Annotated in this window: 13 protein-coding genes; 4 read left to right on the top strand and 9 right to left on the bottom strand. The window is 61.4% G+C overall.

Going from position 1 to position 12,895, the window contains the following annotated elements; translation table 11 throughout:
• Positions 1-3: 3 nt before the first annotated feature.
• Positions 4-714, bottom strand: coding sequence for a bifunctional protein-disulfide isomerase/oxidoreductase DsbC (dsbC, locus tag B2J69_RS17500; RefSeq protein ID WP_081140916.1), 711 nt, complete (start codon positions 712-714; stop codon positions 4-6).
• 21 nt (positions 715-735) lie between these two features.
• Positions 736-1,629 carry a site-specific tyrosine recombinase XerD gene (xerD, locus tag B2J69_RS17495; RefSeq protein WP_081140915.1) on the bottom strand — a complete coding sequence of 298 codons (894 nt, stop codon included), beginning with the start codon at positions 1,627-1,629 and terminating at the stop codon, positions 736-738.
• A gap of 102 nt (positions 1,630-1,731) precedes the next feature.
• Between xerD and fldB the strand changes: the two genes are divergently transcribed.
• Entirely contained in the window at positions 1,732-2,250 is a 519-nt protein-coding gene (gene fldB, locus B2J69_RS17490) for a flavodoxin FldB (protein WP_081140914.1), read from the top strand.
• A gap of 7 nt (positions 2,251-2,257) precedes the next feature.
• Here fldB and B2J69_RS17485 read toward each other — a convergent pair whose 3' ends face one another.
• Both B2J69_RS17485 and sdhE read right to left on the bottom strand, forming a co-directional pair.
• Positions 2,258-2,668 (bottom strand): protein YgfX, encoded by a 411-nt coding sequence (locus B2J69_RS17485; RefSeq protein ID WP_081140913.1) that lies wholly within the window; start codon positions 2,666-2,668, stop codon positions 2,258-2,260.
• Entirely contained in the window at positions 2,643-2,909 is a 267-nt protein-coding gene (sdhE, locus tag B2J69_RS17480) for an FAD assembly factor SdhE (protein ID WP_081140912.1), read from the bottom strand. Before sdhE ends, B2J69_RS17485 begins: the two co-directional genes overlap by 26 nt.
• Positions 2,910-3,125: 216 nt before the next feature.
• Between sdhE and ygfZ the strand changes: the two genes are divergently transcribed.
• Positions 3,126-4,109 (top strand): tRNA-modifying protein YgfZ, encoded by a 984-nt coding sequence (gene ygfZ / locus B2J69_RS17475; protein WP_081140911.1) that lies wholly within the window; start codon positions 3,126-3,128, stop codon positions 4,107-4,109.
• Positions 4,110-4,147: 38 nt separating this feature from the next.
• Here ygfZ and trhA read toward each other — a convergent pair whose 3' ends face one another.
• On the bottom strand, positions 4,148-4,798 hold the full coding sequence (gene trhA / locus B2J69_RS17470) for a PAQR family membrane homeostasis protein TrhA (protein ID WP_407944752.1): 651 nt from the start codon (positions 4,796-4,798) through the stop codon (positions 4,148-4,150).
• A 178-nt stretch (positions 4,799-4,976) separates the two neighbouring features.
• On the opposite strand from trhA, the gene B2J69_RS17465 reads away from it, so the two are divergent.
• Both B2J69_RS17465 and B2J69_RS17460 read left to right on the top strand, forming a co-directional pair.
• The gene (locus B2J69_RS17465) at positions 4,977-5,696 is read left to right on the top strand and encodes a MurR/RpiR family transcriptional regulator (protein ID WP_081140910.1); all 720 of its coding nucleotides are present in this window, start codon (positions 4,977-4,979) and stop codon (positions 5,694-5,696) included.
• A 113-nt stretch (positions 5,697-5,809) separates the two neighbouring features.
• A complete protein-coding gene (locus B2J69_RS17460) occupies positions 5,810-7,249 on the top strand; it encodes a 6-phospho-beta-glucosidase (RefSeq protein WP_081140909.1) in 1,440 nt (479 codons plus the stop codon).
• 38 nt (positions 7,250-7,287) lie between these two features.
• Here B2J69_RS17460 and B2J69_RS17455 read toward each other — a convergent pair whose 3' ends face one another.
• The 4 genes from B2J69_RS17455 to gcvT form a co-directional block, all read right to left on the bottom strand.
• Positions 7,288-8,040 carry an SDR family oxidoreductase gene (locus tag B2J69_RS17455; RefSeq protein WP_081140908.1) on the bottom strand — a complete coding sequence of 251 codons (753 nt, stop codon included), beginning with the start codon at positions 8,038-8,040 and terminating at the stop codon, positions 7,288-7,290.
• Between the two features lie 58 nt (positions 8,041-8,098).
• Positions 8,099-10,972: an aminomethyl-transferring glycine dehydrogenase gene (gene gcvP, locus B2J69_RS17450; RefSeq protein ID WP_081140907.1), complete on the bottom strand. Its 2,874-nt coding sequence runs from the start codon at positions 10,970-10,972 to the stop codon at positions 8,099-8,101.
• Positions 10,973-11,055: 83 nt separating this feature from the next.
• Positions 11,056-11,442: a glycine cleavage system protein GcvH gene (gene gcvH / locus B2J69_RS17445; protein WP_081140906.1), complete on the bottom strand. Its 387-nt coding sequence runs from the start codon at positions 11,440-11,442 to the stop codon at positions 11,056-11,058.
• Between the two features lie 22 nt (positions 11,443-11,464).
• The gene (gene gcvT / locus B2J69_RS17440) at positions 11,465-12,559 is read right to left on the bottom strand and encodes a glycine cleavage system aminomethyltransferase GcvT (RefSeq protein WP_081140905.1); all 1,095 of its coding nucleotides are present in this window, start codon (positions 12,557-12,559) and stop codon (positions 11,465-11,467) included.
• Positions 12,560-12,895: the final 336 nt, after the last annotated feature.

Below are 12,895 nucleotides of genomic sequence, written 5' to 3'. Positions count from 1 at the left end.
CAATTAGCCACCGCGCTTCTGCTGATCCAGCACCTGTTTCAGCTCCTGCGGCCCCTGATAACCCGGGATCATCATGCCGGAGTCGGTCAGGATCGCCGGGGTGCCCTGAATACCGTAGAGAATGCCCAGCTTGTAGTGCTGGTCGAGATCGATTTTGCAGCTGTCCGGCGCGCTCATTTGCGGCGCGTTGCCCTTCATCGCGTCGTCAAACGCTTTGTTGCGATCGGCTGCGCACCAGATCGCCTTCATGGCGGTTTCCACCTGGCCGTGCAGCCCTTCGCGCGGGAAGGCGAGATAGCGCACCGTGATGCCCAGCGCGTTGTAGTCGGCCATCTGCTCATGCAGCTTGCGGCAGTAGCCGCAGGTGATGTCGGTGAAAACGGTGATCACATGCTGCTCTTTTGCCGCTTTGTAGACGATCATCTGCGGCGCCAGCGCCTCGACCTTTTTGTCGAGCAGCTGATTGGTGACGTTGACCGGCTGCGCGCCGCTGACGTCATAGAGCGGGCCCTGGATCATATGCTTGCCGTCTTCGGTGACGTAAATCACCCCGCTCTCCGTCAGCACGGTTTTAAAGCCCGGCAGCGGCGACGCGGTGATTTCGGTCTGCTTCAGCCCCAGCTTTTTCAGAGACTGCAGGATGGCGCCGTCATCGGCCTGAGCTGCGCTGCTAAAGGCGCCAGCCAACAGGGCCAGCAGGAGAAATTTCTTCATCTTCTTTCCTTAATGTCCGCGTCAGGCGCGCGGATGATGCTGTTGATGCAACTGACGCAGCCGCTCGGTGGCGACGTGCGTATAAATTTGCGTGGTCGAGAGGTCGCTGTGTCCCAGCAACATCTGTACGACACGCAGGTCGGCGCCGTGGTTCAACAAATGGGTGGCGAAGGCGTGCCGCAGCACGTGCGGCGACAGTTTTTCGCTGTCGATGCCCGCCAGCACGGCGTAGTGCTTGATGCGGTGCCAGAAGGTCTGGCGCGTCATCTGCTGCGCGCGGCTGCTGGGAAACATCACGTCCAGCGTCTGGCCGTTCAGCAGCCAGGGACGGCCATGTTCCAGGTAGTGTTCGAGCCAGTAAACCGCCTCTTCGCCCAGCGGCACCAGACGCTCTTTATTGCCTTTACCGATCACGCGCACCACGCCCTGGCGCAGGCTGATGTCGCTCAGGGTCAGCCCGACCAGTTCAGAGACGCGCAGCCCGGTGGCGTAGAGCAGCTCCAGCATCGCCTTGTCGCGCAGCTCCAGCGGGATATCGGTGCTGGGCGCCTGCAGCAGGCGTTCGACCTGCGCCTCGCTGAGATCCTTCGGCAGCCGCTGCGGCAGTTTCGGCGCGGAGAGCAGCGTGCTGGGATCGTCGCTGCGCAGCTTTTCGCGGTAGAGATACTGAAAGATGCGCCGCATGGCGCTGAGCAGCCGCGCCGAGCTGCTGGCTTTATAGCCGCCCTCCAGCCGCTCCGAGAGGAACTGCTGCAGATCCGCCGTCTGCAGCGTCAGCAGCGTCAGGCCGTGATGCCGCAGCCAGTCGGTCAGCGTCTTCAGGTCCTGGCGATAGGAGGACAAGGTATTTTGCGCCAGATTGCGTTCAATCCAGAGCGCATCCAGAAACTGTTCTGTCAGGTCGCTGTCTTGCACGGTATCGCCGCCCTTGAGGTGAAATCGTGCTCATTATGCCTGAATCTGCCCTGCTTCTGATACAATTGCGCCAAAGTCAGTCTTACCCAGAGCATTATCTGCATGAAAATTGGTCTTTTTTATGGCTCCAGCACCTGCTACACCGAAATGGCCGCAGAGAAAATCCGCGACTTTATCGGCGCTGAGCTGGTCACGCTGCACAACGTGAAAGATGACGATCCGCTGCTGATGGAGCAGTACGATTTGCTGATTCTGGGCATTCCGACCTGGGATTTCGGCGAGCTGCAGGAGGACTGGGAAGCGATCTGGCCGCAGCTGTCGACGCTCAACCTGCGCGATAAAATCGTCGCGCTCTACGGCATGGGCGATCAGATCGGCTATAGCGAATGGTTTCTCGACGCGCTCGGCATGCTGCATGAGCTGCTGCAGCCGATGGGCGTGAAGTTCGTCGGCTACTGGCCGCTCGACGGCTATGAGTTTACCAGCCCGAAGCCGCTTAGCGCCGATGGCACCCGGTTCGTCGGCCTGGCGCTGGACGACGTTAATCAGTTCGACGTCACCGATGAACGCATCGAACAGTGGTGCGAACAGATCCTGACCGAAACCGCCGCGCTGCTGTAGCGCGCCGCTACGGCCTCTCGCGCCACAGCAGGCGGGCGCGAAACTGACGCCATCGGCTGCGCGACATCATATCCTGCAGCAGCCACAGCCGCTGCGTGCGCCCTTTCTCACTGCGCAGCACCAGCAGCGCCGCGCCCGGCAGCCAGCGGATCGGAGCGGCGATGCGCCAGCGCACGCCCTGCCAGCGCCAGCTGTCGTCGCCTTTAATCTGCAACAGGCCTCGCCGCTGCGCCAGTCGTCGCTGCTGCTGGCGGCTCTCCCGCATCATCCACAGCATTAGCGGCAGTTTTATCAGCCAGCCAGCGGCGGGCAGCGGTGCGCCCGCCACCAGCAGCAGCGCGCCGGCGGCAAAAACGCCGTGCAGCAGGCGCGCCTGACGCGACGGGCGCAGCTTACATTGCCACGGGGCCGCGTTCACGGTTGCGCTGCTGGATCAGCCGGATGATGCGCTTCAGCTCGGGATCGGCCGGTTCGCCATGGTCCATCATCCAGTTGAACAGATCGGGATCGTCGCTCTTGAGCAGCGCCACGAACGCTTTTTTATCGCTATCGCTGAGGGTGTCATACTCATATTTGAAGAAGGGCATGATAGCGACATCCAGCTCCAGCATGCCGCGACGGCACGCCCAGTGAATGCGCGATTTGTCATGAATATCCATATGTGTTGTTCCGCAGTCAGGAAAGTGCGGCTAGTGTAACCTGGTTTGCTGACGCCTGCAGAGGCGCGTGGGCAGGCTGTGCGCCGCGCCGCACGCATCGGGCTGCGGTTGCCGCGCCGGCTCGCGATTTGTGCGCCCGATCCCCTAAACCGGTTGCAAAGCCAGTGCGCTCTTTTAACATTGAGTCAGGATTAACCTTCGTAACCAGGATAGCCAATGCCTATTTTCAGCTTACCGCCGCGCCAGCCCGTGGCCGCCTCTCGCCTGCCGTTAACCCTGATGTCGCTGGACGGCTGGGCGCTGGTGTCGGTGCAGGGTCCCGACAGCACCTCTTATCTGCAGGGTCAGCTTACGCTGGACGTCGCCGCGCTGGCGGCGGATCAGCATCGCCCGGCGGCGCACTGCGACGCCAAAGGCAAAATGTGGAGCAACCTGCGCCTGTTCCATCGCGGCGAAGGCTACGCCTATCTGGTGCGCCGCGAACTGCGCGACACGCAGCTGACCGAACTGAAAAAGTATGCGGTGTTCTCTAAGGTGACGCTGGCACCGGACGACGACGCGGTGCTGCTTGGCGTGGCGGGCTTTCAGGCGCGCGCGGCGCTGACCAGCCTGTTCGACGCCCTGCCGGACAGCGCGCATCCGGTGGTGCAGCAGGCGGAAAGCACCCTGCTGTGGTTCGCCGCGCCCGCAGAGCGCTTCCTGATCGTCACAACGCGCGAGCAGGCGCAGGCGCTGCAGCAGCAGCTGGCCGACGACGCGCAGCTCAACGACAGCATGCAGTGGCTGGCGCTGGATATCGAGGCGGGTATTCCGGTGATCGAGCCGGCGACCGCCGCGCAGCTGATCCCGCAGGCCACCAATTTGCAGGCGCTCGACGCCATCAGCTTTAAAAAAGGCTGCTACACCGGCCAGGAAATGGTGGCGCGCGCGAAATTCCGCGGCGCCAACAAGCGCGCGCTCTACTGGCTGGCGGGCCAGGCGAGCCGGGTGCCCGCCGCGAACGATTCGCTGGAGCTGCAGATGGGTGAGCGCTGGCGTCGCACCGGCACGGTGCTGGCCGCCGTTCAGCTTGACGATGGCGCGGTGTGGGTTCAGGTGGTGATGAACAACGATCTGGCGCCGGAAAGCGTGCTGCGCGTCGAGGGCGACGAAGGCGGCCGTCTGCTGATTCAGCCGCTGCCCTATTCTCTGGAGGAGTGATCCTTCACCGCAACCGGCTGGCCGCCGGTTGCGGTGCGTTACATCACATAGAAGTAGATGGCACAGAAATGGCAGGCGCTGCCGCCCAGCACAAAGCCGTGCCAGATCGCATGGTTGTAGGGTATGCGCCTCGCCACGTAGAAGATAACGCCGAGTGAATAGATGATGCCGCCCGCCGCCAGCAGCCAGACGCCGCCCGCCGAGAGTTTCAGCGCCAGCTGATAGATCACCACCAGTGACAGCCATCCCATGCAGAGATAGGTCACCAGCGACAGCGCCTTAAAGCGGTGCGCGATGGTGAGCTTAAAGATAATGCCTGCCAGCGCGAGGCTCCAGATCACCACCATCAGCCCGTGCGCCAGCGGCGATTTCAGGCCCACCAGCAGAAACGGCGTATAGGTGCCGGCAATCAGCAGATAGATGGCGCAGTGGTCGAGTTTTTTCAGCCAGCGCTTAGCGCGGTGATGGGGAATGGCGTGATACAGGGTCGACGCCAGGAACAGCAGGATCATGCTGCCGCCGTAGAGGCTGTAGCTGGTAATGGCGGTGGCGGTGGCATTCATTTCAACCGCCTGCATCAGCAGCAGCACCAGACCGACAATACCGAACAGGCAGCCGAATCCATGACTGATGCTGTTGGCGATCTCTTCAGCGAGCGAATAGCCCTGGAATACTAAACGATTTTTCATAATGGAACGCGTCTGAACCTCGCGGTGAGTGCGGATTTTCTGACCACCAGCATAGCCAGGAATATTTTCAGAGTACACTTGTACGCTAAAATTAAACTGTGAAGGCGTGTTACAGCCTGACGCGCGCGCAAATCTGCTACACTGCTCGGCGATCTTACTCCTATGAGCGCGCCCGCAGATGTTCTCTCATCACGATCTTGCCAGCCTGAACGCGCTGGAAATGCAGGTTTATCACGACATCATTAAACATCCGGAAAGCGTCAGCTATATGACCATCCGCGAGCTGGCGGAGCGGGCGGGCGTCTCGACCACCACCGTGCTGCGTTTCTGCCGCAAGATGGGGTGCGACGGCTGGTCCGAATTCCGCATCCGCTTTCGGCTGGCGCAGCAGCAGGCGCAGCCGGTGCAGGCGAACGTCGGCGTCAGCGAAATGCTCAGCTTTTTCAAAAGCATTAATAACGATGAATTTAGCGCGCTGATATCCCGCGCCGCAGAGATGATTAATCGCGCCGAGCAGCTTTTCTTTATTGGCGCCGGTACCTCAGGCAGCCTCGCCAAATATGGCGCGCGCTTTTTCTCTAACGTCGGTAAATTCAGTCACTATATCGACGATCCCTATTATCCGGTGAGCGGCAACGTGGATGACAATACGCTGGCGATATTGCTCTCCGTTTCTGGCGAGACGCCGGAAATATTGCGTCTTGCCAGCCAGTTTAGCCTGCGCCGCTGTCAGACGCTGGCGATCACCCACTCCGAGAGCAGCTCGCTGGCGAAAATGAGCGATTTTACCCTCGCCTACCACGTCCCGGTGATCCGCCTGAGCGACAATTACGATATCACCACCCAGGTGCCGGTGATGTATATTCTCGAAGCTGTCGGCCGCCTGCTGATTAAATAAAACAGCCTGTTTTCGCCGCGTGACATATCACACCGGCGCGCCGGTGTTATATCGTGACTTCGTTTTTTGCTTTGCTACACTCGCGGCCATACCTATTTCGCTGAGAGGGATATATGCAGAACGAATCAGGCTTTCCGCAACACTTTTTATGGGGCGGCGCGGTGGCGGCGCATCAGGTTGAAGGCGGCTGGGATCAAGGCGGCAAAGGGGTCAGCATCGCCGACGTGCTGACCGGCGGCGCGCACGGCGTCAGCCGCGTCATCACCGACGGCGTGCAGCCCGGCAAATACTACCCCAACCATCAGGCGGTGGAGTTCTACTCGCGCTACAAAGAGGATATCGCGCTGTTCGCCGAGATGGGCTTTAAGTGTTTTCGCACCTCTATCGCCTGGACGCGCATCTTCCCTGACGGCGACGAGCAGGAGCCAAACGAGGCGGGCCTGCAGTTTTACGACGACCTGTTCGACGAGCTGCTGAAATATGGCATCGAGCCGGTGATCACCCTCTCCCACTTTGAGATGCCCTATCACCTGGTGAAAGCGTATGGCGGCTGGCACAGTCGCAACGTGGTCGATTTCTTTGTGCGCTTTAGCGAAGTGGTGATGCGTCGCTATCAGCACAAGGTGAAATACTGGATGACCTTTAACGAGATCAACAACCAGCGCAACTGGCAGTATCCGCTGTTTGGCTACTGCTGCTCCGGCGTGATTTTTACCGAGCACGATAAGCCGGAAGAGGCGATGTATCAGGTCATGCACCACCAGTTCGTCGCCAGCGCGAAGGTGGTTAGCCTCGGCCACGCCATCAATCCCGATTTTCAGATCGGCTGTATGATCGCCATGGTGCCGATTTATCCCTACTCCTGCCATCCTGACGACGTGATGCTGGCGCAGGAGGCGATGCATCAGCGCTATGTCTTTAGCGACGTGCAGATGCGCGGCGCCTGGCCGGCCTACACCCTGAAAGAGTGGGCGCGCAAAGGCTACCAGATCCAGATGGACGCGGACGACGCCGAGACGCTGCGCAACGGCTGCGCCGACTATGTCGGTTTCAGCTACTACATGAGCAACGCGGTAAAACATGACGCCAGCGGCGTCGACGATCCCATTACCGGTTTCGACGGCGTGGTGAAAAACCCGCACGTCGGCGCATCTGACTGGGGCTGGCAGATCGATCCGGTCGGGCTGCGCTATACGCTCAACGCGCTCTATGAGCGCTACCAGAAGCCGCTGTTTATCGTCGAAAACGGCTTCGGCGCCATCGACAAACCGAATGAGAAGGGCGTAATTGAGGACGATTACCGCATCGACTACCTGCGCGCGCATATCGCCGAGATGAAGAAGGCGGTGGCGCACGACGGCGTCGAACTGATGGGCTATACGCCGTGGGGCTGCATCGACTGCGTTTCGTTCACCACCGGTCAGTACGACAAGCGCTACGGCTTTATTCACGTCAATAAAAACGACGACGGCAGCGGCGACTTCGCCCGCTCGCGCAAGAAAAGCTTCGGCTGGTATCAGCAGGTGATCGCCAGCAACGGCGAAACCCTTTAAGGCTCCTGGGCCGCGCCGTCACGGGCGCGGCCAGGTCGCTAGCGGCCGCCGGCGGCGTCGATAAAGGTGCCGGTCACGTAGGAGGCCGCCTCGCTCGCCAGCCAGACGATCGCTTCGGCGATCTCCTCCGCTTCGCCGCCGCGTCCCATCGGGATGGCACCCGCCATCGCCGCCACGCGATCGACCCGCCCCGGCTCGCCGCCGTCTGCATGCATCTCGGTATAGATAAAGCCCGGCCTGACGCTGTTGACGCGAATGCCCTGCGCCGCCACCTCCAGCGACAGCCCTTTGGTCAGCGCATCCATCGCCCCTTTCGACGCCGCGTAATCAACATACTCTCCCGGCGCGCCAAGACGCGACGCGGCAGAGGAGACGTTGATAATCGCTCCGCCCAGCCCGCCGTGCTGCGTGGCCATGCGTTTTACCGCTTCGCGGCAGCAGAGAAAGGCGCCGGTGACGTTGGTGGCGAAGACGCGCTGCAGGCGCTCGGCGCTGAGATCTTCCACCCGACACTGGGTAAACAGGATGCCGGCATTGTTGACCAGCACGCCGAGCGGTTTATCTTCCTCGTCCAGCCGCTGAAACAGCGCCATTACCTGCGCCTCGTCGGCGATATCCGCCTGCACGGCAAAGGCGTCGCCGCCCTGCTCGCGGATCGCGGCAACCACCTGCTGCGCCTCCTGCGCGCGCTTCCGATAGTTGACCGCCACGCGATAGCCCTGCTGCGCCAGCTTCAGCGCCGTTGCGCGGCCAATCCCCCGGCTTGCGCCGGTTACCAGAGCCAGTCTCATATTTTCTCCAAAAAAAAGGGCCGGATAAGCGGCCCTTGTGGTCGGTGTGACGCGGCGTTTACTGATAGTCGCTCATCGGCACGCAGGAACAGAACAGGTTGCGATCGCCGAACACGTCGTCGAGGCGCTTCACCGTCGGCCAGTATTTGTTGTCGCTGCCCGCCGGGAACACCGCCAGCTCGCGGCTGTAGGGGTGGCGCCATTCGCCAACGATTTCAACCTGGGTATGCGGCGCGTTAACCAGCGGGTTGTCCTCTGCCGGCCATTCGCCGTCCGCCACGCGGTCGATCTCCATGCGGATAGCGAGCATCGCGTCGATAAAGCGATCCAGCTCGATTTTGCTCTCGGACTCGGTCGGCTCCACCATCAGGGTGCCGGCGACCGGGAACGACATGGTCGGCGCATGGAAGCCATAATCGATCAAACGCTTGGCGATATCCAGCTCGCTGATGCCGGTCTGCTCCTTCAGCGGACGAATGTCGAGAATACACTCGTGCGCCACGCGGCCGTCGCGGCCGGCATAGAGGATCGGATAGGCCGACTGCAGGCGGCTGGCAATGTAGTTAGCGTTGAGAATGGCGACCTGGCTGGCGCGCTTCAGCCCCTCTGCACCCATCATGCGGATATACATCCAGCTGATCGGCAGGATAGAGGCGCTGCCGAACGGCGCCGCGGAAACCGCACCCTGCTGCGTCAGCACGCCGTCGATCTGCACCACGCTGTGACCTGGCACAAAGGGCGCCAGGTGCGCTTTCACGCCGATCGGCCCCATGCCTGGACCGCCGCCGCCGTGCGGGATACAGAAGGTTTTATGCAGGTTCAGGTGCGACACGTCCGCGCCGATGTAGCCCGGCGTGGTAATGCCGACCTGTGCGTTCATGTTAGCGCCGTCGAGATAGACCTGGCCGCGGTGCTGATGCACGATCTGGCACACCTCGCGAATGGTCTCTTCATACACGCCGTGCGTCGACGGATAGGTCACCATAATGCAGGAGAGATGCTCGCCCGCCTGCGCCGCTTTCTCGCGCAGGTCGCCAAGATCGATATTGCCCTGCTTGTCGCAGGCCACTACCACCACCTCCATGCCCGCCATCTGCGCCGACGCGGGGTTAGTGCCGTGCGCGGAACTCGGGATCAAACAGAGATTGCGCGCGCCCTCGTTACGGCTTTCGTGATAGCGGCGGATCGCCAGCAGCCCGGCGTATTCGCCCTGCGCGCCCGAGTTGGGCTGCATGCAGAGCGCATCGTAGCCGGTGAGCTGCACCAGCCACTGTGACAGCTGGCCAATCATCTGCAGGTAGCCGGCGGCCTGTTCTGCCGGGCAGAAAGGATGCAGTTCGGCGAACTCCGGCCAGGTAATGGGGATCATTTCTGCCGCGGCGTTCAGCTTCATGGTGCAGGAGCCGAGCGGGATCATCGCCTGGTTCAGCGCCAGATCTTTTTTCTCCAGGCTGTGCATATAGCGCATCATCTCGGTTTCGCTGTGATGACGGTTGAACACCGGATGGGTCAGGATGGCGCTCTGACGCTGCTGCGCGGCGGGGATCGCCTGGCTGTCGGCCGCCACGGCGGCGTCGAGCTTGTCGATATCCTGGCCGTGGTCATCGCCGAGCAGAATGGCGAACAGCGCCTGCACATCTTCACGACGCGTGGTTTCGTCCAGCGTGATGCCGACGGCGTGATGAATATCGCTGCGCAGGTTGACGCCAAAGCTCAGCGCGCGGTTCAGCACCGCGCCTTTGTCCGCCACCTCAACCGTCAGGGTATCGAACCAGCTGTTGTGGCGCAGCTTCAGCCCGCCGTTTTGCAGGCCGGCCGCAAGGATCGTCGTCAGACGATGAATGCGCGACGCGATGCGCTTTAGCCCTTTCGGGCCGTGATAGACCGCGTACAGCCCGGCGATATTGGCGAGCAGCACCTGCGAGGTGCAGATATTGGAGTTCGCTTTTTCGCGGCGGATATGCTGTTCGCGCGTCTGCATCGCCATGCGCAGCGCGGTGTTGCCTGCGGCGTCGCGCGAGACGCCGATAATACGTCCCGGCATTGAACGTTTGTGCTCGTCGCGGCTGGCGAAGAAGGCGGCGTGCGGGCCGCCGTAGCCCATCGGCACGCCGAAACGCTGCGCCGATCCAAAGACGATATCCGCGCCCTGCTTGCCGGGCGCTTCCAGCAGCACCAGCGCCATAAAGTCGGCCGCGACGCTGACCACGACTTTGCGGCTTTTCAGCTCGGCGATCAGCGCGCTGTAGTCGTGCGCCTCGCCGGTGGTGCCGACCTGCTGCAGCAGCACGCCGAACACGTCATCATGCTCCAGCGCTTTGTCGGCGCGATCGATAATCAGCTCGAAGCCGAAGGTTTCCGCGCGGGTGCGCACCACGTCCAGCGTCTGCGGATGGATATCTTCCGCGATAAAGAATTTAGCGGCGTTTTTCAGCTTGCTGACGCGCTTCGCCATCGCCATCGCTTCCGCCGCCGCCGTCGCTTCATCCAGCAGCGAAGCAGAGGCGATGTCTAAACCGGTGAGATCGAGCGTCAGCTGCTGGAAGTTAAGCAGCGCCTCGAGGCGCCCCTGCGACACTTCCGGCTGATAGGGGGTGTAGGCGGTGTACCAGCCTGGGTTTTCCAGCATATTGCGCAGGATCACCGGCGGCGTCACCACCGCGCTGTAGCCCATGCCGATCCAGGATTTGTAGCGCTGGTTCTGACTCGCGATCGCCTTCAGCTCGGCCAGCGCCTGCTGCTCGGTCGCGGCGTCGCCGACGGCGGGCGGGCCCGGCAGCTGAATGTCGGCCGGCACGATGGCGCCGATCAGCGCATCCAGCGAGCTGGCGCCAATCGCCTCCAGCATCAACGCCTGTTGTTCCGACGAGGGACCGATATGGCGTTCAATAAAGGCGCCGTTATGTTCGAGCTGGCTTAAAGTCTGGGTCATGAGCAGTCAATCCTGAATCGGGCTGAAGTACAAAGAAGGCGAATCATTGAAACGCGGCCAGCGTCGCCTGGCCGCCCTGTGGCTTATTCGTCGATAGAGGCTTTATAGGCGTCTGCGTCCAGCAGCGAATCGAGTTCAGATTCGTCGCTGGGCTTGATTCTGAACAGCCAGCCGGTGGCGTAAGGTTCGCTGTTGACCAGCTCCGGCGCGTCGCCCAGCTCTTCGTTCACGGCGACGATTTCGCCGCTAAGCGGCGCATAGATATCGGACGCGGCTTTGACCGACTCCGCCACGGCGCACTCGTCGCCTGCGGCGTAGGTGTTGCCGACGTCGGGCAGGTCGACGAACACCATATCGCCCAGCAGCTCCTGAGCATGTTCGGTAATGCCGACGGTAAAGGTGCCGTCCGCTTCCTTACGCACCCACTCATGACTGTCACGGTACTTCAATTCGTTTGGCACATTGCTCATCGCCATTTCTCCTGAAAATAGATTACTGAACCGGCTTGCCGCCGCGTACGAAAACAGGTTTGGTCACTTTTACCGGCATTTCACGCTGGCGGATCTCGACGATGGCGCTCTCGCCAATGCCTGCCGGCACGCGCGCCAGCGCAATGCTGCAGCCGAGCGTCGGCGAGAAGGAGCCGCTGGTGATAATCCCCTGCTGCGACTGCCCCTGCGCATCGGTGAAGCGCACCGGCTGACCGTTACGCAGCACCCCTTTCTCCGTCATGATCAGGCCCACCAGCTTGTCGGTGCCCCTTTCGCGCTGCAGCTCCAGCGCCTCGCGCCCGATAAAGTCGCGATCGGCGGGTTCCCAGCACACCGTCCAGCCCATATTGGCCGCCAGCGGCGAGACCCCTTCGTCCATCTCCTGGCCGTAGAGGTTCATGCCTGCTTCCAGCCGCAGCGTGTCGCGCGCCCCCAGCCCAGCAGGCTTGACGCCCGCCGCCAGCAGACGCTGCCAGAAGTCGGCCGCCGCCGTGGCGGGCAGCGCGATCTCATAGCCCGTTTCGCCGGTGTAGCCGGTGGTGGCGATAAACAGGTCGCCGGACTGCACGCCGAAAAAGGGCTTCATGCCGGCCACCGCGTCGCGCTGCTCGTCGCTGAACAGCGTCTGCGCTTTCTGCTGCGCCTGCGGCCCCTGAACGGCAATAAGCGCCAGGTCGTCGCGCTCCGTCAGGGCCACGCCCCAGGCCTGCGCGTGCTCGCCGATCCACGCCAGATCTTTCTCGCGCGTCGCCGAGTTGACCACCAGCCGGAAAAAGTCATCGGTCATAAAGTAAACAATCAAATCGTCAATGACGCCACCGGAGGCGTTAAGCATGCCGGTGTAGAGCGCTTTGCCGGGCTGCGTCAGCCTGGCGACGTCGTTTGCCAGCAGATGGCGCAAAAAGTCGCGCGTCTGCGCGCCGCGCAGATCGACAATAGTCATATGGGAGACGTCGAACATCCCGGCGTCCTGACGCACGGCATGATGCTCGTCCATTTGCGAGCCGTAGTGCAGCGGCATCATCCAGCCGTGGAAGTCCACCATGCGGGCGCCGCAGGCCTGATGCTGTTCAAACAACGGGGTTTGCTGAGTCATAACCATCCTGTCGCGAAGCGGGTAAGTTTTGGGCGGCCAGCGCCGTGGCGGCAGCCCGCGCAAACGTTCTCTTTTCCCTGACGTTATCATTGAAAAGACGATTTAACCATAAGCTGTACAGGGCCGAATTGAAGCATGCCCGTTGCGGTGCACGCAAAGCACTCAGCATAATAAACTGTGATTTTGTGATTTACCGCGCAGGAAATCGGACGCTGCGGCTTTAACGCAGCAAGATAATCAGGAATAGCGCGCAGATTGTTAATAACCTCATCGGCGCAGGGATTCCTGCTATAAAGAAAAGTAATGCGAACGCTGCGGTAAAATTAGAATAAATCA

Source organism: Pantoea latae (assembly GCF_002077695.1).
Lineage (GTDB): Bacteria > Pseudomonadota > Gammaproteobacteria > Enterobacterales > Enterobacteriaceae > Pantoea > Pantoea latae.
The sequence above is the reverse complement of the archived record's forward strand: the minus strand, read 5'-3'. Positions and strand labels throughout refer to the sequence as shown.